At 45.7% G+C, this 24,681-nt stretch carries 13 protein-coding genes; 6 read left to right on the top strand and 7 right to left on the bottom strand.

The genetic code is table 11. The annotated features are described in order from the left end of the window. Positions 1-165 precede the first annotated feature (165 nt). The 7 genes from F7D73_RS05945 to F7D73_RS05915 form a co-directional block, all read right to left on the bottom strand. Positions 166-1,701: a sulfatase family protein gene (locus F7D73_RS05945; RefSeq protein WP_153123026.1), complete on the bottom strand. Its 1,536-nt coding sequence runs from the start codon at positions 1,699-1,701 to the stop codon at positions 166-168. Between the two features lie 11 nt (positions 1,702-1,712). After that, complete coding sequence (locus tag F7D73_RS05940; protein ID WP_153123036.1) at positions 1,713-2,939, bottom strand: anaerobic sulfatase-maturation protein; 1,227 nt, start codon at positions 2,937-2,939, stop codon at positions 1,713-1,715. Positions 2,940-3,019: 80 nt separating this feature from the next. Continuing rightward, positions 3,020-4,513: an arylsulfatase gene (locus tag F7D73_RS05935; RefSeq protein WP_228117650.1), complete on the bottom strand. Its 1,494-nt coding sequence runs from the start codon at positions 4,511-4,513 to the stop codon at positions 3,020-3,022. 63 nt (positions 4,514-4,576) lie between these two features. Then, positions 4,577-6,205 carry a sulfatase family protein gene (locus tag F7D73_RS05930; RefSeq protein ID WP_153123034.1) on the bottom strand — a complete coding sequence of 543 codons (1,629 nt, stop codon included), beginning with the start codon at positions 6,203-6,205 and terminating at the stop codon, positions 4,577-4,579. Positions 6,206-6,461: 256 nt separating this feature from the next. Beyond that, the gene (locus tag F7D73_RS05925) at positions 6,462-8,135 is read right to left on the bottom strand and encodes a RagB/SusD family nutrient uptake outer membrane protein (protein WP_153123022.1); all 1,674 of its coding nucleotides are present in this window, start codon (positions 8,133-8,135) and stop codon (positions 6,462-6,464) included. Between the two features lie 28 nt (positions 8,136-8,163). After that, positions 8,164-11,163 carry a SusC/RagA family TonB-linked outer membrane protein gene (locus F7D73_RS05920; protein ID WP_228117648.1) on the bottom strand — a complete coding sequence of 1,000 codons (3,000 nt, stop codon included), beginning with the start codon at positions 11,161-11,163 and terminating at the stop codon, positions 8,164-8,166. 227 nt (positions 11,164-11,390) lie between these two features. Beyond that, the gene (locus F7D73_RS05915; RefSeq protein ID WP_153123019.1) at positions 11,391-12,605 is read right to left on the bottom strand and encodes an ROK family transcriptional regulator; all 1,215 of its coding nucleotides are present in this window, start codon (positions 12,603-12,605) and stop codon (positions 11,391-11,393) included. A gap of 476 nt (positions 12,606-13,081) precedes the next feature. On the opposite strand from F7D73_RS05915, the gene F7D73_RS05910 reads away from it, so the two are divergent. The 6 genes from F7D73_RS05910 (at position 13,082) to F7D73_RS05885 (ending at position 24,652) form a co-directional block, all read left to right on the top strand. Next, positions 13,082-15,073, top strand: a complete 1,992-nt coding sequence (locus tag F7D73_RS05910) for a glucosamine-6-phosphate deaminase (RefSeq protein ID WP_153123017.1) — start codon at positions 13,082-13,084, stop codon at positions 15,071-15,073. A 31-nt stretch (positions 15,074-15,104) separates the two neighbouring features. Further along, positions 15,105-17,447, top strand: coding sequence for a family 20 glycosylhydrolase (locus F7D73_RS05905; RefSeq protein ID WP_153123015.1), 2,343 nt, complete (start codon positions 15,105-15,107; stop codon positions 17,445-17,447). A gap of 16 nt (positions 17,448-17,463) precedes the next feature. Then, positions 17,464-20,616 carry a glycoside hydrolase family 2 TIM barrel-domain containing protein gene (locus tag F7D73_RS05900; protein WP_153123013.1) on the top strand — a complete coding sequence of 1,051 codons (3,153 nt, stop codon included), beginning with the start codon at positions 17,464-17,466 and terminating at the stop codon, positions 20,614-20,616. Positions 20,617-21,393: 777 nt separating this feature from the next. After that, on the top strand, positions 21,394-22,824 hold the full coding sequence (locus tag F7D73_RS05895) for an undecaprenyl-phosphate glucose phosphotransferase (protein ID WP_194256864.1): 1,431 nt from the start codon (positions 21,394-21,396) through the stop codon (positions 22,822-22,824). Between the two features lie 336 nt (positions 22,825-23,160). After that, positions 23,161-23,328 (top strand): hypothetical protein, encoded by a 168-nt coding sequence (locus F7D73_RS05890; protein ID WP_153123011.1) that lies wholly within the window; start codon positions 23,161-23,163, stop codon positions 23,326-23,328. 601 nt (positions 23,329-23,929) lie between these two features. After that, positions 23,930-24,652, top strand: a complete 723-nt coding sequence (locus F7D73_RS05885) for a phosphatase (protein WP_153123009.1) — start codon at positions 23,930-23,932, stop codon at positions 24,650-24,652. The last annotated feature ends 29 nt before the right edge of the window (positions 24,653-24,681 follow it).

Raw genomic sequence — 24,681 nt, 5'->3', positions numbered from 1 at the left:
GTACTGCAATGCAATGCGGGAGAGTAGGTAGCCGCCTTCTTTCATCAAGAGCCTCGATTACGAAAGTAGTCGGGGCTTTTTTGTGTTATATATAAAAGTTAGTGTTTATATATAAAAGCCAGAACATCGCTGCCCTGGCTTTTATTTATTTCATTGTATTTTCTATTATTTTACTCTTCTCAATATATTTTGCATTTCGAAAACAACTTTAGGATTTGCTTCTGCTACATTGTCTTGTTCGTAGAGATTGTCTGAGATTCGATAGAGTTGAGGATTAGGATCGTTGCCGGTCTCAATCTTTGGACCCCATTTTATCATCTTAGAGCCATCATTTGGTTCTATGTATTTCCATTCTTTTGTACGGATAGAAATTACATGATTGTTTGACATTTCTGCAACCCATGGACGATGGGTGTTGTCGTTGCCGAGCAGATTTCCAAGATGGTTCTTGCTGTCGGGTGCACTGCCTTTAGGGAAGGTTGCACCAATCAGATTACCAAAGGATGCCATGAAGTCAATCTGTGACATGAGAACATCTGAAGTCTGATTTGGTTTTACCGACATTGGCCAACGAACGATAACAGGAATAGCCGTACCACCTTCGAAAGCACTGTATTTGTTACCACGCCAAGGACCTGCAGGCTTATGACCATTCAAAAGCTCTTCTGCCTGATCTTGATAACCGTCATCTACAACAGGACCATTATCACTAGTCAACAAAACGATAGTATTCTCTGCAATTCCAAGTTTATCCAATGTCTCCATGATCTTACCTACAGACCAGTCGAACTGCACAATGGCGTCTCCACGCATACCCATGCTGCTCTTTCCACGGAAACGCTGGTGTGGGAAACGAGGCACGTGGACATCGTTGGTGGCAAAATAGAGGAAGAAAGGATGATCGCTGTTTTTCTTGATGAAGTCGATGGCGTGGGTAGTGATGGAGTCGGCGATGTTCTCGTCTTTCCACAATGCCTTACCGCCACCCTTCATATAACCGATTCTACCGATGCCGTTCACGATAGACATATTGTGGCCGTGACTCGACTTCATATTATAGCACAACTCAGGATTGTCCTTTCCGGTAGGTTCGCCAGTGAAGTTCTTGAAATAGCTTACCTCGATAGGAGCCGACGGATCGTAGTTAGCTACCATGCCGTCTTCGATGAATACACAAGGCACACGGTCGGCTGTGGCTGCCATGATGTAGTGATGGTCAAAACCGATGTCGGCAAGGGCTGCCGGTAATGGGGCATTCCAGTCTTGCTTGCCTGTTTCTGCACCCAAGCCCAAGTGCCACTTACCGATGGCACAGGTAGAATAGCCTACGCTCTTGAACATATCAGCCATGGTAAACTGGGTAGGCTGGATAATCATTCCCGCATCGCCCGGTGCTACGTCGGTACCTGGTCGGCGCCATGCATACTCACCCGTGAGCAGGGAGTAGCGGGATGGGGTACTGGTGGAAGCGATGGCGTGGGCATCGGTGAAGCGAATACCCTGCTTGGCCAGTTTATCTACGTTAGGAGTCTCTACGTTCTTGGCACCATAACATCCCAGGTCGCCGTAGCCGAGGTCATCAGCGAGGATGATGATGACGTTAGGTTTCTGCTGATTGTTGGCTTTCGCCTTCTTGGCACCCATGGCTGCCGTGCAAACCAGGGGCGACATCAGGGCGATAGTCATATAAGTTTTGTTCATTTCGATAATCGTTAGTTATTTTTTAAAACATTCATAATGTTGGCAGGCGGACGCTGGGCGAGGAGTTCTCGTTTCATGAAATCCATGTAGGGTGCCACATGCGTATAGTACTGATAGTATCCCTGGCAGAGATAGTTCAGGCCAGGCTCTCCATACTTATCCTTCTCAAACCGGTTCTTGGGGCATTCGCCATGGCAGGCGAACTCCATGTTGCACTCCTTGCACTGGCGAGGTAGCGAAGTATGCTTCAACCGGCTGAAAGCCTGCTGCTTTTCGCCATAAAGCATGTCGATGAGAGACTGCTCCCTGATGTTTCCCAGCTTGTATTCAGGAAATACAAAGTGGTCGCAGGAATATACATCGCCATTGTGTTCCATCACGCCTGCATGACCGCACTCCTTGGAGTAGGCGCAGATGCCTGGCAGCACCCCCATCCAGTTGGCAAGTGTGCAGTCGAAGATTTCCACAAAGGTCTTACCTACATCGTGGCGCACCCAGTCGTCGAAGATGGTGCAGAGGAAGTTGCCCCATTGTTGCGGGGTAACGGAAGCATCTGCAAGCGGAATCTCCCTGTCATCGGCAAGACTCGCTAGAGTGCGACCGTCTTCATGTTCCGTCAGTCGCTCCACGATAGGGGTAAACTGCAAGTACTGGCAACCGTTGTCTCTGAAGAAATGATAGAACTCCAGCGGATGTTCAGCGTTGTAGGCATTGGCCACTGCCATAGCATTCCATTCCACCCGATGCTTCTTCAGCAGGCTGATGCCCTGCATCACCTTTTCCCAGGAAGGCTTTCCGGCAGGAGTCACGCGATAGTGGTCGTGATATTCCTGGGGGCCGTCGATGGAAATGCCTACCAGCCAATGGTTCTTGGCAAAGAATTCGCACCATTCGTCGGTGAGGAGTGTGCCGTTGGTCTGGATTACGTTATCTATCTGTTTGCCGTGGGCGTACTTCTTCTGAAGTGCCAGTGCTTTCTTGTAGAAGTCGATGGAGCGCATCAGCGGCTCGCCTCCGTGCCAGGTGAAAAGCACCTGGGGCATGGTTTGTGCCTCGATGTACTCTCGGGTGAATTGCTCCAGCATCTCATCGCTCATCAGATGGTGATTGGAGTTCTGGTAAAGATTGTTCTTTTCCAGATAATAACAGTATTTGCAAGCCAGGTTGCAATGGGCGCCTGCCGGCTTCAGCATCACATACAGTGGCTTGGCAAATGGGTTTGCTATGTTGTCGTTCATCATATTTTTTCTTTTTAGAATTCGGTTGGAATCTCGCAAAAATGGGAAATGGAATCAGAACTTGAGCAGAGTCATCTTCTTTAAAACTCTGGCAGCGTTATCTTGAAGTCCTTGCTGTCTCTGTGCTCCTTCTGGATGGCAGCCAGCAGATCTTTCACGATTTCAGGATGTTCTGCTGCCACATCGTGGTCTTCGTGAATATCCGAAGCCAGATTGTAGAGGCGAGGCTTGCCTTTTACTACTACCATCTTCCAGTCGCCCTTTCTCACGCCAATCTGGTCGGTCTCATGAAATTCCCAGTAGAGGTATTCGTGGTGTTTCTGCTCGGCATCCTTGCCCAGAAGGGTAGGAGCGATGGAAATACCGTCGAAGCCGTCGCCAGCCAACTTCCTGTTGGTGTAGCGCTTGGCGAAGTTCTTGATTCCGGCAAGGTCGCAGAAGGTTGGCATCAGGTCGTAGAAGGCAAACTGGGTGTCGTTTACGCTGCCTGCCTTGATGTGCTCTGGCCACCAGGCGATGAATGGGATTCGGATGCCGCCCTCGTAGCACTGGCGCTTCAAGCCCTTCAACTTGCCGTCGCGACCGAAGAATTTTGGATCGGCGCCGCCTTCCTCATGAGGACCGTTATCAGAGGTAAATATTACCACGGTGTTCTTGTCGAGACCCTTCTCCTTCAGCTTGGCGAAGATTTCGCCCACATACTGGTCAAGGCGGGTAATCATTCCGGCAAACTGTGCGTGGGTATGAACCACGGCGTTGTATCTTGAGTCTTCCCATCCTCCCCAAGTCTTATCCTCAAAGAATTGCTTCTGATAGTTCTCTAAAATGGAATCTTCTGGTTGAGCCAACTCTGCGTGAGGTAGGGTATAGGTAAGGAATCCTACGAAAGGATGCTTATTATCCTGCTTGTCAATCCATTCCAAAGCCTTGTCGTGGATGATGCGGGCAGAATACTGCTTGCGCTTGAAATAGTCCTTGCCGAACATCGGGTACTGGATATTCTGCTCCATGATTTCTCTTACCACAGCCGTATCTCCCTGTGACTTGCTGTAACGGTTCAGGAAGTTGGGATAATAAAGATGTGCCTGGAACTGACAGATGTAGCCGTAGAATTCATCTACGCCACGCTTGTCGGGAGTAGAGGCAGAACCTTCGTATCCGCCTGCCCATTTTCCGAAGACGCCGGTGCGGTAGCCCTTGTCCTTGAGCATTTCTGGAAGAATCTTATGCTGCGGGTCGTAAGGTTCCTGACCCACCACAGAAAAGTCCTCGTTTATTCCATACTTTACCATCGGCACGTTTCTCCAGTATTCCTTGTTGCCTCTTACGTGGGTGTGGCCCGAATGCTGACCGGTCATGATAGTAGCACGCGAAGGGGCTGAAACCGGCGAACCGGCGTATGCCTGGGTGAATCGCATTCCCTCCTTTGCCATCTGGTCGATGTTGGGGGTATGGATGTAAGGCTGACCGTAGCAAGCCAAATCACCATATCCCATATCATCGCAGAGGATAAAGAGGATATTCGGCTGTTGTACGTTCTGCTTAGCTCCAGCAAGGGTAGGTAGGCAAATCATACCTACCCCTGTGAGCCATATTGTTTTGCTAGTTCTATTCATAAATCTGTAATCTTAGATTTCTTATTCGTCTACCTTCAAATTCTTACGGTAGTTAGCGAGCAACTTCTTCAGTTCCTTCTCAATCTTTTGAGTGCCAGGCTTGCCGTAGATGTTGTGCAGCTCGTTAGGGTCTGCCTGGATGTCGTACAACTCCCAGTAGTCGATGTCTGCATCATTGGTGAAGTAGTTGATAGACTTCAGGGCATTGAAGCAGTTGTTCTCTCTTGTGCCTGGTTGTCCCTGATACTTATTTTCTACCACAGCTCTTTCTCCACCCTTGCCATAGAAGTGAATCAGCTTGTAGCGTTCGGTGCGAACACCATCATGCTTGCGTACAAGATGATATGTAGGATAGTCGTAGTAGTGATAGTATAAGCTCTTGCGCCACTTCTTCACAGGCTGTCCGGCGAACAGAGGCTGTAGCGATGTTCCAGGCATGTACTTAGGCTTCTCCAAACCCGCCAAGTCGAGGAAGGTAGGGGCGAAGTCGATGTTCTGAACCATCTGGTTGCACTCGCTCTTTGGCTGGATGTGCTTAGGATAGCTGATGATGAGCGGAGTGTGGAATGACTCCTCGTACATGAATCGCTTGTCGAACCATCCGTGCTCGCCCATGTAGAATCCCTGGTCGGATGTATAGACAATGATGGTGTTGTCGGTGAGGTTGTTCTTGTCGAGATATTCCAGCAGTCTGCCCACGCTCTCATCTACAGAGGCAATAACAGCCATGTAGTCGCGGATGTAGTTTTGGTATTTCCACTCGATCAACTCCTTGCCAGTCAGGTTTTTGCTCAGGAACTCACGGTTTCTTGGCATGTAGTAGGCATCGATGATGGCTCGCTGCTGTGGAGTCATGCGGTTCATCTCGCCCATCAGTCCGGCATAGGAATCTCTTCCCTCTGGAGTAGAAGGATCGTACATTTCTGGGACCTTCAGGTCGCGTACCATCTCCATATACTTGTCGATAGACATCTTCTGGGTAGATGCGGCAGAACCACGGGTCTCGTAATCATCCCAGAAAGTCTCTGGCAACGGGAAGTTGACGTTGGCATACTTGCTTACATACTTGGTGTTAGGCATCCAGAGGCGGTGAGGTGCCTTGTGGTGAACCAGAAGACAGAATGGCTTGTTCTTGTCGCGGTTGTTCAGGTACTCGATGGCATGGTCGGTGATGAGGTCGGTGGCATAGCCCATCTCCTGCTTGAAGTTACCGTACTGGCCGGTAGAAGCGAAGGTTGGGTTGTAGTACTGACCCTGGTCATCCAGAACATGATAGTAGTCGAATCCCTTCGGACTGCAGAACATGTGCCACTTGCCCACTACGGCAGTAGAATAGCCTGCCCCCTGCAGCAGTTCTGAGAAGAAGGTCTTGGTAGAGTCGATACCCTCGGCAAGCTGGCGCTGTCCGTTCTGGTGACTGTAAAGACCTGTCATCAGGCACGCGCGGCTTGGAGTAGAGAGAGAGTTCTCCACGAAAGCCTCGTTGAATTTCATTCCCCTTTCAGCTAGGCGGTCGATGTTAGGTGTTGGTGCCAATTTGGAGATTGGACTACCGTATGCGCTGATGGCTTGCATGGCATGGTCGTCACACATAATATACAAGATGTTAGGACGATCTCCTGCATTCTGTGCAAAGATCGACAACGGCATTACTTGCAGCGCTGCCAATGCGAGTAAAGAGCGGTTGTTTTGCTTACGATTGTTGTTAACCATAACTTTTCAATTGTATAATTAAAAATTAGTGTTGATTCTATTTGAGTTTTTTGATGCTGATATGGAAAATTATATAGATTAAGAAATTGCAAAAAGAGGGAGTGCCGTCTCGGCACACCCTCTAAATGTTTTACATGAACTCTATTTTATAAAAACTAGCATCATGTTACTTAATATATGATTACCTATGAAGTTATCTCTTCAAGTTAGGGTTCTTCTCAACATCTGTTGTTGGATATGGACAGTAAATTCTATCCTCAGACCAAGCACCAGAAACTGTAACTTGCTCCTGAGCTTTGAACTCCTTGCCATTCTCTACAGCTACTACGAGAGGAGCGTTAGCTACACGGTAGTCGAAGTTCTTCTTGAGTTCGTTCATACGAAGCTCGTCAGAACGGCGTGTAACCATTGATACCCAGTTACCAGCAACTTCCCATCCGTGTTCGATGTAGCAAGCTTCAGCCAACTGCTCTGCATTCATGTCAGCAATCTTCACGGTAGTACCGTTTGTCAAAGTAACATTCTCTACGTCTGTTACGGCACGGCTGCGAACCTGACGGAGGCAATCCTTAGCCTTGTTCAAATCACCACCTGAGCGAGCTGCGCTCTCAGCATACCAGAGAAGAATCTCAGAGTAGCGAATGAGGTTGTGACGACGGTCGTTAACCATACCACCCCAGTTAGGAGCCTTATAATCGTATGCCTGGCGGAGCATATTACCATTCTCGTCAGAGTTAACGGTGAAGATACAGAACATAGGGTGATAAGCTTCAACCTCTGGAGTCTTTCCATCTTCTTTCAGTGCCCACCAATCTACGGCTTTAGTAATGGTTTTTCCATCTTGGAATGTAACCTTAGGAGCGTAGATAGCATCCTTACGAGCACCCTCTGGGAATCTCTTCCAGAATGCGATTTCACCCCAGGCATCACCCCAGCCACCATCACCGAGACCTTCGAAGCGGCAGCAGGAAGAAAGCTGAGAGTCATGATCCCACCAGCCTTTGGCATCGTTGTTGATTCCGAGCACAGTCTCCATGTTGTAGTTGTTACCCATAGAGTAAACATCTTTCCATTCTGGGTTCAGGATGAAACCATAAGAACCATTACCATCGATAACAGACTTAGCCTGCTCAGCAGCGAGCTTGTAGTACTCTGTACCCTTGTTGAGTGGGTAACCAGCCATAGACATATAAACTGCAGACAATGTAGCCTGTGCAGCCTGCTTGGTTGACCAGATGTCAACACCGAACAAACGGCTAGGCTCCTTCTCATACTTGGTAGGAAGCTCGTTAACAGCAGCCTTCAAGTCAGAAACAATCAGATCATATACGCTCTCTACACTTGATGGAGCAACGTCCAACTGTGAAACGTCAGTACCTGTAATCAATGGTACAGGACCGAATACACGTACCAGGTAGTAGTAAGCGTATGCACGCCAGAAGTGAGCATTACCCAAAGCTACATTGATCTTATCCTGAGCAACAGGAGCCTTGCCTGCACTCTCAGTAATCAGGTTAGCTGCCTTGATTACAGAATAGTGCTGGTTCCATGCGTCTGTTACACCCTTGTTGGCACCGTCAGATGCGAAAGCATCGAGGGCAGCACATGCCTGCTTGTTAGAACCTGGGTTAGCAGTGATATCATCACCCTGCCACTGTGGGTACATAGGGTTGGTCCAGCTCTGTGTCTGGTTTACTCGGTCATACAGTGCGTTAACACTTGCTGTCAGGTCATCTTCGCTATTGAAGAAGTTATCTGGGGTCAACTGTCCCTTAGGTTCCTCATCCAGGAAGTCTCCACAAGAAGAGAAGGTAAGCAAGGATGCTGCCATGAGACAACCCATATATAATAATTTTCTAGTTCTCATAATTATTTCAGTTTTTAGATGATTGAAGTTAGAAGTTTACACGTACGCCCATTGTGATGGTACGAGGATTAGGGTAAGCACCCATATCCAAACCGTTATCACGGTCAACACCATTATCACTGAATGATGCACCAGCTGGGTCGATACCCTTATAGCCGGTAATGGTGAAGAGGTTCTGAGCTGAGAGAGAGAGACGGATGTCTGCAATCTTTGTCACGCTGCGTGGGAATGTATAAGCGATACTGATATTCTCACAACGCAGATAGTTAGCATTCTCCAGCCACTTGTCTGAGTTTCCGTATGTCTTGTTCTCTGCGCCAACAGTTGGCATGGTGATACCGATGTTGTTGAAGTAATCCTTATCGGTTACGAACATAGATGCACCTACCATTGAGTTCATGGCGTAGCGAACCATATTCAAACGCTTAGCACCGAATGCTGCATTGAAGAAGGCATTGAAGTCCCAGTTCTTATAACTTACTGTATTGTTCCAACCTAATGTGAAGTCTGGGTTTGAACGACCTAATACGAAGCGATCCTTTGATGCATCAGGAGTAGCTGTTGTTCCTCCATCAGCAGTGTAATAGGTATCAATCCATTCACCCTTATCGTTCTTCTGCAAACCAGCCCACTTGAAGCCGTAGAATGTACCGATAGCTTCACCTTCCTTGATGATAGTACATGGGTCAACAGTACCAGGAGAAGGACTTGTACCATAAAGAATAGGAGAATCAGCTGTCAACTTGGTTACCTCGTTCTTGATGTAGCTGGCATTCAAGGTTGATGACCATGACCAGTCTTTGGTCTGGATAATCTGTGCATTGATGGTTGCATCGATACCCTTGTTGCTTACCTCACCGGCATTTACCCAGTAAGATGTACCACCCAGGTATCCTGGAGCTGATGTGGTAAGGAGGGCATCCTTGGTCTTCTTGTCGAAGTAGTCTAAGCTGATGTTCAAGCGGTTGCCGAAGAAACCGAGGTCAACACCGAGGTCAAACTGATGAACCTTCTCCCATGACAAGTCAGGAGTTGCAAGACCATTTGCCCAGTAACCTGTGTAAGACTGATTAGTACCGTATGTGAAACCGGTTGTACCCAAAGAACCCAATGTAGAGTAAGGAGTAATATCCTGGTTACCGATGATACCGTAGCTTGCACGGATCTTCATGTATTCTACTGCATTCTTGATAGGCTCCCAGAACTTTTCGTTAGAGATGGTCCAAGCTGCAGCTGCTGATGGGAAGTAACCCCACTTCTTATTGGTGAAGCGGCTAGAACCATCCGCACGGAATGTACCAGTCAACATATAACGGTCTGCATAGTTGTACATAACACGAGCTACACCAGAGAGCATGGTCCACTTGCTATAGCCGTTGCTAGGAGTCTTGGAAGCAGCATCTGCAATGTTCCAGTAACCCAACTGCTCGTGAGCAATACCTGTTCCGGAGAGACCCATGCGGCGGACCTCGTTAGAGGTAACTTCCCATACGCCTGTAGCTGTCAAGCTGTGATCACCCCACTTGTTGTTGTAAGTCAAGTTGTTGGTAGACTGCAAAGAAGTAACGGTAGCATCGTTGTTGCCCATATTGTTACCGGCTGCGTTCACCTTGGTAGACATAAAGCTATACCACTTGTAATCGTTGTAGTCGATACCGTTGGTTGTGGTGAATGTCAAGCCCTTGAGTAGGTTGAATTTCAAGTCAACGTGACCTGTAACCATGGTACGCTTACGGTCGTTTTCACTACCATGGAGAATACCGTAAGGGTTGTTCTGGATGTTATTGTATGGGTCTTTATTATACTTACCGTTTGCATCCATCATCTCCATAGTAGGAGAGTAGTTCAAACCAACCCAGATAGGGTTAGACTGGTTCTGGGCGAAACCTGCACCAGAGTTGTCAGTCTGAGAGAGGTTGATATCGGTGGTCATTTCCAACCAGTCGAAAATCTTATTGTGCATGTTAGCCTTGATAGCGTAACGTCTAGACTTTGTATCAACGATAACACCCTTCTGGTCCATTACGTTGGCAGAGAAATAAGTCTGAGTCTTGTCATTACCCTGAGTCAAAGAAACCTTATAGTTCTGGGTAATACCAGTCTGGAGCAATTCGTCCATCCAGTCGATACCTGCCTTTGTGCCATTCAGATAATCCTGAACTGCGCTCTGAGAAACACCCTTATGGTCTACCAAAGCCTGAGCATACTGCTTGGTGCTCATTGCTTCAGGGATATGGTAAGCATTAGAGAAGCCGAAGCTACCGTCGAAAGTAACCTGAGTAGCACCAGCCTTACCGGTCTTGGTCTGTACCATTACAACACCATTTGCACCACGTGCACCATAGATAGCGGTAGAAGAAGCGTCCTTCAAAACCTGGATGCTCTGGATATCCTCAGGGCTGATACCCTCAAGACCTGTCTCGCGAACAATACCGTCAACTACGTAGAGAGGGTCGTTGCTCTTGTTAACAGAGCTGGCACCACGTACACGAATCTTCATTGCACCACCAGGAACACCACTTGACATTACCTGCACACCAGACATACGTCCGTTGAGGGCATCCTCAACACGTGCAACAGGCTGATCCTTAAAGCTCTTGCCTTCCATGACAGCAACAGATCCTGCCAAGTCAGCCTTCTTTACAGTACCGTAACCGATAACAACAGTTTCTTCGAGCATGTTGGAATCGTCTTCCATGGTAACGTTCAAAGCTGTACCGTTCCAAGTAAGAGTCTGTGGCTTGTAACCTACGTAAGTGATTGTGATTTTAGTACCCTTAGTTACATTTGTAAGGCTAAAGTTACCGTCAAGGTCAGTAATCGTACCACCAGTCTTACCATCAATTCTGATGGTAGCACCGATAACAGGTTCACCGTAAGAATCCTTTACTGTACCTGTACATGCGTTTTGCTGCTGGGTAGCATTAGCAATAACCGAATTGCTCTGAGCTGCCAATGCAGTAACAGTGCTCAGTGGTGACATGGCACCCAATAGCGCTGCAAAATACAAATTTGCTCTTTTGTTCATAGGTTTGTAATTTTTTATGTTAGTTATTATTTCTTCTCGTATAAACTTTGTTTTTATCTTATTTTCTTTTGGCAGTTGGCTCAGATGAACCTGTCACCGCCTATTTGATTTTTGAATTGTGGAGTAGCCGTTTTACCGGCTACTCCCAACTTCAGTCAAATGAATAGTTGATAAAAAGTTAGTTAGTAAAATCTTTAATGCTTTTGTCTAATAAGCTAGATTATTTATTATCTTTCTTCGCTCAAGAGTCTGTGTCTTGCCATCAGACAGGCTCCCGTGATACCAGCCAGATCTTTCAGTTCTGAGGTAACAATCTGCGAATCCTCGTTCATGATGTTGAGCGAATACTTTTTTATACCCATGTTGACCGGTAGCGTCAGATAATCGCCAGTGACTGACATTTCTCCTCCGATGACCAGCATCTCTGGGTTAAAGATATTGATGATTCCTGCCAATTGCTTGCCCAGTTCGTCTGCAATATGTTGCAGGGTAGCCAGGCTAAGCACGTCTTCTTTTGCTATCGCATCAAGAATATCTTGAAGCGTGATGTCTTCTTTTCTGTTGAGCACCTTGTCAGACAGGATAGAAGTCTTGCCTTCCCGAATCTTCTCTGTCAACTTTCTCTTGAGTGCTCTACCCGAAACTTCAGTTTCAATACATCCAATCTTGCCGCAGTGGCAGATGATGTTGTTGTTGTAGGCTGTCATGTGACCAAACTCACCCGAATATCCGGATTTACCGTAGTACAGTTGACCTCCCATGATGATTCCGATGCCTAATCCCCAGCATACGTTCACAAAGATGACATCTTTCAGTCCTCTGCAGCGTCCCTTCACAAATTCAGCGAAAGCCATGCTTCTTGAATCGTTCTCGATGCAAACCGGCAACTGAATCAGCTCTGTGAGCTTGTCTGTGAGTGATTCCTTCAAGAAGGTGTACATGTTGTAGGCTCTTCCTTCGAAAGGATTCACGCGTTCTGCTACATTTACGCAAACTTGAAGTATTTCTTCTTTTGAAACAGGAAGAGAGGCGATGAAATCGTTGATGATTTTTCCTACTTTTTCCAGATTCTCAGGAGTATTCTCGTATACGTAAGGTACCCTTGTCTTTTCTGTTATTAGGTTTCCGCTGAAATCGCTGGCAGCTAGAGCCAGACAGTCCATTTCTGGGTTCACTCCGACAAAATATCCAGCGGTAGGAATCAGGTCGTATACCATAGGGATGCGTCCAGTAGAATTGTCTTTCTTGCCAATCTCTGTAACCAGCCCAGCCTTCATCAGTTCGTTGAGGGCGCTAGTGGCAGTCGGCAGACTTACTCCGACAGCCTTGCTCATCTCTGGAATGGTGGCAGCACCTTGAGAGATGAAATGCGCTAGCAGTTTACTCTGAACTGAAGGCTTTTTATTTAACTTCCTAATATATTTTATTATGTCAGATACCATAACTTAAAAATTTTATTTGCAAAGATAGTCTTTTTATAAATACAAGCAATATTTTTCTTGTTAATAAAACTTAAATGACTAAATTTTCTTTATTTTTCCCTGTTTCTGATAGTCTACACTGTCTATATACCTATTTATATATATAAGCATAATTGCCTGTTTATTTGTTTTTCCGATTTATGTTAATCAAATATACTAGTTATGTATAAATAGCTGAATTAGTGGGTAAAACTACACTCAATATAGGTTTTTACAGCCTGAAAAGATAAAAATGCTTTCATTTTAGAATTATTAACTATAAAAACATGGAAATGTATGATAAATCATGTAATTTTGCAAAATAAAAAATTTTAATAACGATATTGCTATAAATAAACGAATTTAAATAATCCGAATGTTAAAAACAATGCGTTATCTTTATGTGTAGAAACCTAGTAAACATATTATTAAATAATAATCGTTAAAAGATATAAATTATGAGGCTCAATCTAAGTTCACAAATTGTACTTAACAAAGTACCAGTTGAATTCTACAAGCCTAAGACGACTGTAGAATACTCAGAAATCTCTAGAATGGAGAAGATTCGTACAGACATCTTTGCTTCAATGGCAGAAGGTGCCAGTCATGTTGCCGATGGCATTGCGGCAGGTATTAAGGCTGCTCAGCACGATGGCAAGTTCTATGTGATGGCACTCGGAACCGGTTCTTCACTCAATGCAGTGTATGAGGAACTCATCCGCCGTTATCAGGAGAAGACATTGAGTTTCCGCAATGTTGTGGTATTCAATGCTTATGAGTATTATCCACTCCAGCAGGAGAGTTCTCTCCGTACCATCAACCAGTTGAAGGAGCGTTTCCTCAGTCACGTAGACGTTCAGGAGCAGAACATTTTCTCTCTTGATGGTTTCGTGGCTCAGGATGCAGTACAAGATTGCTGCCGTCTTTATGAGCAGCGCATCAAGACCTTCGGAGGTCTCGACGTAGCTCTTATCGGTATCGGCCGTTCTGGTAACATCGCTGCAAATGAGCCAGGTTCTGGTATCCAGTCAGTTACCCGTCTTATCTTGATTGGCAACACATCACGTGAGGAGATGGAAGCTAGCGAGCAGACCAAGGAAACCATTCCTCCATGTTCACTTACCATGGGTATTGCCACCCTTCTTTCTGCCAAGACGGTTTATCTTACAGCTTGGGGCGAGGAAAAGGCAGAAATCATGCAGAAGGTAGTAGAGAACTCTATTACTGATACATTGCCTGCATCGTTCCTTCAGACACATCCTGATGCTCATGTAGTTCTCGACCTGAGCGCAGCAGCTCACCTTACTCGTATCGAGCATCCTTGGCTCGTAACTTCTTGCCAGTGGACTGATAAGTTGGTTCGCTCTGCATTGGTATGGCTCTGCCAGAAGATTGGTAAGCCTATTCTGAAGTTAACCAATAAGGATTATAACGAGAACGGTTTGAGCGAACTCCTGGCTCTCTATGGTTCTGCTTATAATGCAAACATCAAGATTTTCAACGATTTGCAGCATACAATTACAGGCTGGCCAGGCGGTAAGCCAAACGCAGACGATACCTATCGTCCAGAGCGTTCTAAGCCATATCCAAAGCGTGTCATCGTATTCTCACCTCACCCAGATGATGACGTTATCTCTATGGGCGGTACTATCCGTCGTCTGGTTCAGCAGAAGCATGACGTACATGTAGCTTACGAGACATCAGGTAATATCGCAGTAGGTGATGAGGAAGTAACAAGATTCATGCACTTCATCAATGGTTTCAATCAGCTCTTCGCTGATTCTAAGGACAGCGTAATCTCTGACAAGTATAAGGAGATCAAGACATTCTTCGCCAAGAAGAAGGAGAGCGACTTCGATACAAGAGACATTCTGACCATCAAGGGCTTGATTCGCCGTGGTGAGGCTCGTACAGCTTGTACCTATAATGAGATTCCTCTCGATCACGTTCACTTCCTTGATTTGCCGTTCTATGAGAGTGGAAAGATTGAGAAGTTGCCTATGACAGAGAAGGACGTTGAGATAGTTAGAGCTTTGTTGCAGGAGGTTAAACCTCATCAGATTTACGTAGCAGGTGACCTTGCTGACCCTCACGGAACTCACAAGAAGTGTACTGATGCCGTTCTTGCCGCTATCGACGAGGAGAAGAAGGCAGGTGCAGAGTGGTTGAAGGACTGCCGCATCTGGATGTACCGTGGTGCATGGGCAGAGTGGGAGATTGAGAACATCGAAATGTGTGTTCCTTTGAGCCCAGAAGAGTTGAGAGCTAAGCGTAACTCTATCCTCAAGCATCAGTCTCAGATGGAGAGTGCTCCTTTCTTGGGTAATGACGAGCGTCTGTTCTGGCAGAGAGCTGAAGACCGCAACCGCGCTACAGCTTCCCTTTACGACCAGTTGGGCTTGGCTTGCTACGAGGCTATGGAGGCATTCGTAGAGTATAAGCCTCTCTAATTTCTACATCTAATAATATTATGCAATATACATGAAAAAAATCAATCAACTTTTAGGTTCTTTGATGGCTTGCGCTGCGATGTTGGGAGCTTTCCCAACATCGTCAGCAGCAGCTGATATTAACATTATTCCTATTCCTGTCAAGACCCAGATCCAGAAGGGTGAGTTTGTTTTGCCACAGAAGGTGGTGATTTCTTACCAGACCGCGGACGGTAAGAATATCGCTCAGTACATGGCAGACAAGCTGAAGGCTTCTACCGGCAACAATGTAACCGTTGGTGGCAAGAAGGGCAATATCTCTATTCAGATTTCTCCATCCCTCAAGATGGCAGAAGAGGGCTACCGTCTCACTGTTACTTCCAAGGGTGTAGTCATCAAGGCTAAGACAGGCAAGGGTGCTTTCTATGGTATGCAGAGTTTCATGCAGCTGTTGCCTGCGCAGGTAGAGAGTGCTACCAAGGTGAATGGTGTCAAATGGGTGGCCCAGTGCTGTGACATCCAGGATGCTCCACGTTTCGGTTATCGTGGATTCCATCTTGATCCATGCCGTCACTTCATCACTGTAGAGAACGTAAAGAAGCAGCTCGACCTGATGTCTATGTTCAAGGTGAACACCATGCACTTTCACCTGACCGAGGATCAGGGCTGGCGTATCGAAATCAAGAAATATCCTAAGTTGACCTCTATCGGTGGTTATCGCCTTCAGGGTGACGGCTCTACCTATGGCGGTTTCTATACCCAGGAGGAAATCAAGGACATTGTAGCTTATGCAGCTAAGCGCTACATTACCGTGATTCCAGAAATCGACCTTCCTGGCCACATGATGGCAGCCATCTCTGCTTATCCTTATCTTTCTTGCAAGGGCGAGCAGTGGACTCCTAGAATGGTATGGGGTGTTGAGGATATCGTGATGTGTCCTGGCAAGGAAGATATGTTCAACTTCCTGGAGGATGTTGTTCGCGAAGTGGTGCCTCTCTTCCCTGGCAAGTATTTCCACATTGGTGGTGACGAGTGTCCAAAGACCAGCTGGAAGAATTGTCCTACCTGCCAGAAGCGTATCGAGGCAGAAGGCTTGCAGGCTGACGGTAAGCACTCTGCAGAGGAAAGATTGCAGAGCTACGTCATCAAGCGCATGGAGAAGATGCTGGCTAAGTACGACAGAAAGATCATCGGATGGGATGAAATTCTGGAAGGTGGTTTGAGCCCTGATGCTACAGTCATGTCTTGGCGTGGCACATCAGGTGGTATTTCTGCAGCTCTCCAGAAGCATGATGTCATCATGACTCCAGGTAGCGGTGGTCTGTATCTCGACCATTACCAGGGTGATTATAAGATTGAGCCAGTTACTATTCCTAGTGCTCCAGCTTATCTTTCAAGAACCTATAATTATGAGCCTGTTCCTGATACCATCAAGTCATTGGGCTTGGAGAAGCATATCCTCGGTGTTCAGTGCAACAACTGGTCAGAGTATATGTATACCAATGCCAAGATGGAGTATCAGATGTATCCTCGTTCTCTGGCTCTTGCTGAGATTGCATGGTCTCCAGCCAAGAAGAAGAACTTCACAGACTTCGCACGTCGTGTAGATGCCAACAGCGTCCGCCTGGATGAGCGTCATGTACGTTATCACATCCCATTGCCAGAGCAGCCATACGGTTCTTGTGACAAGGTTGTGATTACCAAGGATACTGTAGTTACATTCCAGACATCACGTCCTATGAAGATGGTTTATACCTTGGACGGTTCTATTCCAACTCCATCTTCTGCAGTCTATACAGAGCCTATCAAGGTGAGCGGCAATACTACTATCAAGATTGCTACTGTTCTGCCTTCTGGCAAGATGAGTAAGGTGAGAACCATTGATGTAGAAAAGCAGACCTATGCTCCTGCAGTGAAACTCAACGATGCAAAGGCTGGTTTGCAGTTGCGCCGTATGAAGGGCAACTATCTGAAGGTTAATCAGCTGGAATTGGCTGATGCTGAGTGGCAGGACTGCGGTACCGTAGAGAATCTTAACAAGATGAAGGTAAGTCAGCCTGATGATGCTGCTACTTTGCGTGGTGCCAATAATTATGCAGCCATAGCAGAGGGTTACATCAATATTCCTGAGGATGGAGTTTACTATCTTTCTTCCCGTATGGAGCAGGTTTGGATTGACAACAAGCTTGTCATCAACAACGAGGGTGCTGTGAAGGCTGGTACCAACTCAGATAACTCTGTAGCATTGGCAAAGGGCTTACATCCTGTCAAGTTCGTTTATCTGTGCAATATCGTAGGTGGTTGGCCATCATGGTGGAGCAACCTTACTCTCGAAATGCGCAAGGACAACCAGAAGAAGTTTACCGGCGTAGCTGGAACTCAGTATTTCCATTAATATCGGATAATAAATCATGAAAATCAGAACCATCGCAAATGTATCACTTTGCCTTGCCATGCTTTCTATCAGCAGCAGCGTAGCGGCTCAGAGCGAGTCGCGTTGGCAGAACGTGAATATCAATCAGCAAAACAGGGAGCCTCGTCGTGCTTCTTTCTTTGCTTACGAGAACCTTGATAAGGCACAGAACTTTGACAAGAAGAAGTCGGCCAACTACCTTTCCATGGAAGGTATGTGGAAGTTTAACTTCGTGAAGGATCACAACAAGCGTCCTGCCAACTTCTTTGCTGTCAAGTATGATGATTCGCAGTGGAAGGACTTCCCAGTACCGGGATTGTTCGAATTCAATGGCTATGGCGACCGTACCTATAAGAACATCGGTTATGCATGGGCTACCCAGTTTGATCCAAATCCTCCTTACATCAGCGAACTCAACAACTACACCGGCTCTTATCGCCGCACCTTCGAACTTCCAGCAGACTGGAAGGGCAAGGATGTTTATTTCCATGTAGGTTCAGCCACCAGTAACCTGACTCTCTGGGTGAACGGCAAGTACGTGGGATATAGCGAGGACAGCAAGGTGGCTGCCGAGTTTAATATCTCCAAGTATCTCAAGCCTGGTAAGAACCTCATTGCCATGCAGGTGATGCGCTGGTGCGATGGTTCTTATTTTGAAGACCAGGACTATTGGCGCTTCACGGGTATTGCCCGTGAGGTGTATCTCTATGCACGTCCTAAGCTTCATGCAGCTGATGTCCGCCTGAATGCCGGTCTTGAGAATAACTTCAAGGATGGTGTTCTGGATTATCAGATTTCTCTTCAGGGAGGCAAGAGCGATGTTTCCATCACCTTGTGTGACAAGGATGGCAAGCAGATTGCTCAGGCAACAGGTGCTAAGGGTACTATCAAGGTGCCGAATGTAAAGCCTTGGACTGCAGAGACTCCTAATTTGTATAAGGTATTCATCACCTTGAAGAATAAGCAGGGCGTATCTGAGGTCATTCCTCAGAAAGTAGGTTTCCGCAATGTGGAAATCAAAAATGCCCAGCTTCTGGTGAATGGTCAGCCTATATTGGTCAAGGGTGCCGACCGTCATGAGATTGATCCTGATGGTGGATATGTCGTTAGCGTAGAGCGCATGATTCAGGACATCAAGATTATGAAGCAGCTGAACATCAACGCTGTCCGTACATGTCACTATCCTGATGATCCTCGCTGGTACGACCTCTGCGATGAATACGGATTATATATCACTGCCGAGGCAAACCTGGAATCTCATGGTATGGGATATGATGAGAAGTCTCTCGCTAAGTTCCCTGAGTACATCGTGCCTCATATCGAGCGCAACGAGGGTAATGTCAAACCGCTCATCAATCATCCTTCCATCATCGTATGGAGCTTGGGTAACGAGTGTGGTTATGGCGTCAACTTCGAAAAAGCTTACGATTGGGTCAAGGCTTACGACAAGACCCGCCCTGTGCAGTATGAGCGTGGCGGATATGACAGCAAGACTGATATCCACTGTCCTATGTACATAGGTTACGAGGAGAGCGAAAGCTACTGCAAGAGCAATGGCATCAAGCCATACATCCAGTGTGAGTATGCCCACGCCATGGGTAACTCTATGGGTGGATTCAAGGAGTACTGGGATCTGATCCGCAAGTATCCTAAGTATCAGGGTGGTTATATCTGGGACTTCGTAGACCAGGGTGTTCGCGACAAGAGCCCTATCACCGGCAAGGAAATCTTTACCTATGGTGGTGACTATGGACGTTATCCTGCCAGCGACTACAACTTCAACTGTAACGGTATCATTTCTCCAGACCGTCGCTTGAATCCTCATGCTTATGAGGTTCAGTACTATCTCCAGAATGTATGGATCAAGGATCTGGATGCAGCTAATGGTACTTTCAATGTCTATAATGAGCATTTCTTCAAGAACATTGACGACCTGAAGCTTACTGCAGCAGTCTATGCCAATGGCGTTCTCCTGTCTACAGTAGAGATTCCTGGAACCAAGGGCATTGCTCCTCAGACCACCAGGTTGGTGAAGAGTGATGCTTTGCAGGAGGCTGTTGCCAAGGCAGAAGCAGAGCATGCCAGAGAGGAAATCACCGTCAACTTTGCCTTTGCCAGCGATGGTTCAGAGCCTTTGGTTGACAAGGGACAGGTGATGGCCCGCCAGCAGTTTGTCATCAACGGTTATGAGTTTGACAATGTTGATACACTTATCGCTGAAGCAGCTCCTGCCAAGAAGGGTAAGGCTAAGGTTAAGACCGCCAGCAACCTGGAGGTAGAAGAGACCAATTCCTATGTAAAGGTTACAGCCAAGCGCATGTCGGTTACTGTAGGTAAGCTGACCGGTATGATTGATTATCTCGATGTAGATGGTGAACCAATGTTGAAGTTCCGTGAGAGCATGACTCCAGAGTTCTGGCGTGCTCCTACCGATAACGACTATGGCGCATCCTTGCAGAAGGAGATGAGAGTATGGAAGAACCCTCAGATGACTCTGAAGTCATTCGATAAGAGTGAGAGTCAGGACAGCGTGGTTCTTACTGCAATCTTCGATATGCCTGAGGTTAAGGCACAGCTGGAACTCCGTTACCGCATCAATTCAGAGGGTGAAGTAGCTGTTACTGAGAAGATGACAACCGATAAGGAAGCTAAGGTAGCCGACTTGTTCCGTTACGGTATGCAGTTGCAGATGCCAGCAGCCTTCTCTAAATTGGAGTACTACGGTAGAGGTCCTGAGGAGAATTACATCGACCGTCATTCTTCATCTTTCATCGGAAAGTACGAGGCTGACGTAAAGAATGAGTATTATCCATACGTTCGTCCACAGGAGAGTGGTAACCATACCGACATCCGTTACTTCTCTATCTTCAATCCAACCACCGGCAAGGGAATCACCTTCGAGGGGTATGCACCTATGGAGTGCAGTGCCATTCCTTACCTGATAGAGGATTTGGATGCAGGCATCGAGAAGAATCATGCCTGGGGCCAGCACAGTGGCGACCTGGTAGAAAAGGGCTTGGTGCAGTTGCACATCCAGCAGCGTCAGTACGGTTTGGGCTGTATTGACAGCTGGGGTTCAAAACCAATGGATAAGTATCGCATGCACTATCAAGACCGCAACTTCAGCTTTGTAATCAAGGCTAAGAAATAATAGGCATTAATGAATTATTAAATCCTGGGCATCAGCTGATTGCTCAGGATTTTTTTATTCTGTCCTCATCTCCAAGCATTCTCTGTCTACATCAATCCCCTCACTCTGAATGATGCTGCAAAGATACAAAATCCGGAATCGGCACTTCATACTTGCTCATACTTCCTCACACTTTCTCATACTTTCTCACACTTTCTCACACTTGGTGTATCTCTTTAACAGCTTAAGCAAGATACTTGTCTTTCAAAAGTAAGATACTTACGGGGCATAAGTATGATACTTACGGGGCAAAAGTAAGATACTTACAACCGAAAGTAAGATACTTGCGGTCAAAATCCTGAACTTTAGTGCTGAAAGACTGAACTCTGAATATGAATATTGAAAAAAAACTGCGTTAAATACGTGTTAAATACATGTATTAACTATCTGTATATCATTTCTTTATATTCTTTCTTGATCGCGCTGTATATCAAAGATGTGAAACCTATAAGTTCAGCTTCAGAAATTCAGAAACACTCCATTTTCCCCAACGCCCTCATTTCTGAATGACGAAGAGGAAATTTTGGCTGGATAGGGCGGTCTTTCTGTCTCAATGCCTGTAAATTGTATAGAAAAACACTATAGTAATGTGATTTTTTTGGTTCATTTTGTTTCAAAATGCATTTTTTCTCCAAAATATTTTGTTCGTTCGACATTTATTATTATCTTTGCTCCGTTTAAAAACAAATTTGTCTTTTAAAGAATATATCTGGTAAGAACTATAATAATAATGCATATATGATAAATAAGAACTACAGAGGAAACGTATTGGTGAGACGTTTGGTAATTTGTGCCGATTTCGTCATTCTAAATTGTCTGTTATTTGTCTATACTGAGTATGGAACGCAGATTATCCCTGATTATTTCGATGCAGCGACGAAGATTACATTTTTCGTTGCCAATGTTGCCTTGTTCCTAAGCGAGTATAACTACTCAACTATCATTCATGTAAGAAAGATAGGTTTCCTCCAAGTTTTGAAACGGACATTATGTCTGGCGGCATCTACCGTATTTCTGTTCTTTGTCTTTGTAAGACTGCTCAGTCATGGAGGTCAGATGTTCTCTTTTGCAGCTATCTTTGGCGTATCATTTTATTTCTTTCTGATTCTTTCAAGACTCTGCGAACTTAATATACTGAAGTACTATCGTGCCAGAGGCCGTAACTGCCGTACGGTAGTCTTCGTTGGCAACGATCCGGCAATCAGTGAAATGTATCAGACGATGACCGAGGATCCATCTGCAGGTTATATCGTCAAGGGCTATTATGCTGATGCCGAAATAGCCAAGGCTCCTGACGGTTTAAAGAAAATAGGAAGTCTCAAGGATCTCAATGGCATTTTGTCGTCTACGATCAATGATACCATTAATGGAGCTCCAAGCAACATTGATGAAGCATTCTGTTGCCTATCTCATAATGATTCTGAACGGATTGTGAAGATTATGAAGTTCTGTGACAAGAACGTGATCCATTTCTACTATCTCCCACGTGTCTTTGGTGAGTATAAATTACATCTGGATGCCCAGGATTTCATGGGCAGAACCGTATATTCCAATCACAAGGAGCCGTTGACTCTCGTTTCTAACCGTATTGCCAAGCGAGCATTCGATGTCGTGGTGAGTGGACTTATCTGTCTCTGCGTTCTGCCGTTTATCCCTATCATAGCTCTCATCATCAAGACCCAGAGTCCGGGACCTATCTTCTTCAAGCAGGCAAGAACAGGTTTGAATGGTGATACATTCTACTGTCTGAAGTTCCGTTCCATGCATGTGAATAAGGATGCAGACAAGGCACAGGCAACCAAGGATGACCCAAGAAAGTTTGCTTTCGGTAACTTCATGCGAAAGACGAACATCGATGAGTTCCCTCAGTTTTTCAATGTCCTGAAGGGCGATATGAGTATCGTGGGTCCTCGTCCTCACATGTTGCATCATACTGAGGTATATGGCAGTTTGATAGACAAGTATATGGTTCGCCATTTCTCCAAGCCAGGCATCACCGGTTGGGCACAGGTTACAGGATTCCGAGGTGAGACCAAGGAGTTATGGCAGATGGAGGAGCGTATCCGCCGAGACATCTGGTATATCGAGAACTGGTCGTTCTGGCTCGACATCAAGATTATCTTCCTGACAGCCAAGAGCATCATCTTCCCAGATAAGAATGCTTATTAAAAAAAATGATAAGATAAAAAAGAGCGATTCTTGCATTAACTCTGCAGGAATCGCTCTTTTTTGTGTGATCAAGTGAATTGTCAAGATGTTGTGAATAGAAGTATTATTGCCCCTTTATGATAATAGTTTCGCATTATATGGAGCACATTACCAATGTCTGGCTTCCTGCCTATTTACCATAATCACCCTTAAATATTGGCAATAGGACTTAAAAACAATCTTTTCATCTTATTCTTTTTCCTGCAAAAGCAAGGACTAGCTGCCATGTAGGCAAGTTGGGCCCGATATACCTGTCATGAGAATCTTCCTCGTTTTGCCCGCTTTGCAAAGAACGTTATGGGAGTAGACATAGAAGGTATGACTACATTGGAAGCTGCTGAAGCAGGCATTAAGGCTATGGAACGCTTCTTCGCCTCTATCGGAATGCCAACAGACATCCATACCCTCATCGGCAGAGAGGTAACAGATGCACAAATAATGACTCCATTACTATCGGTGCTTTGAAGGTTCTACATGCTTCAGTTATCATCGCTATCTATAAAATGGCTAGATAATATGAGTTTCACAGATTAACTCAGATTTGGAATTTGTACTTCGGAAATATGCTGGTGTCAAATATTGTTTCTGAATTATCGCTATTTCCGAATTTCCAATCTAGAAGACCATGATGACATAAATCTTTTGGTTGGATAGCGTATTACTTGCTCTCTGCAAGACGAATCACCTATAGTTGTACGACTATATAGGCTATAGTTGTACAACTCTGGAGTTATAGTTGTACAACTATAGGGGTTATTGTTGTACGACTACAGAATTCTGGATTTCCGAAGGAATCAGCAAAATTTGTAACACACTGATTATATGGAGATTATGCATTTTCATCATATTCCTGATATTCTCCAAGAAATATTTCCCGAGCGGAAATTCGTGAATTTCAGAGGATTTAAATCATGATTTTGTAAAAAATAAGTACATCAAAAATACATCTGAAACAACTAATACCAAGCATTCTATGTATGCCCACTGATACCTGAAATAGGGCTATTTTTGATTAATTAATATTTGTTTTACTCACATTTTTAGCAAATATCATTACCTTTGCACCATGAAAACATTATTAGACGTTCATACACATACAATAGCATCAGGTCATGCCTACAGCAGTTTGCAGGAAATGACCTTGGCAGCAAAGGAGAAAGGATTGGAAATTCTGGGAATCACAGAGCACGGTCCCAATATCCCGGGTACCTGTGACCCTATCTATTTCAGAAACCTTCATTGCGTTCCACGCCAGCTCTATGGAATCAAACTGATGCTGGGAGCAGAACTCAACATCCTCAATACCCAAGGGGATATCGACCTCGACGAGGATTACTGGCGCATGCTTGACATCCGAATCGCTGGCATTCATAGCCTTTGCTGGCAGGGAGGAACCAAGGAAGAGAACACACATGGTGTCATCAATGCCATGCGTAATCCCTTCGTGCAGATTATCTCACATCCCGGTGACGGTACGGCAGATCTGGATTTCGAGGTATTGATGAAAGTTTCAAAGGAGACGCATACTCTGCTTGAGATTAACAACCACTCCATGGCTCCCATCCGTCACAAGACAGTGGCTACCCCCAATAACCTGGAACTGCTGGAACTTGCCAAGAAGTATGAGACCCCTGTCATCTTTGGAAGTGATGCCCATTTCTCAACCATGATTGCCGACTACAGCAACATCATGCCTCTGGTAGAAAAAGCAAAGTTTCCTGATGATTTGGTACTCAATTATCAGCCTGAGAAGTTTTTGGCTTACCTCAAGCCTACCCCAGAGAAATAGGAGAATTTCGTTTCACATTTCAATTTACA

This window comes from Segatella copri, assembly GCF_009494395.1.
Lineage (GTDB): Bacteria > Bacteroidota > Bacteroidia > Bacteroidales > Bacteroidaceae > Prevotella.
The sequence above is the reverse complement of the archived record's forward strand: the minus strand, read 5'-3'. Positions and strand labels throughout refer to the sequence as shown.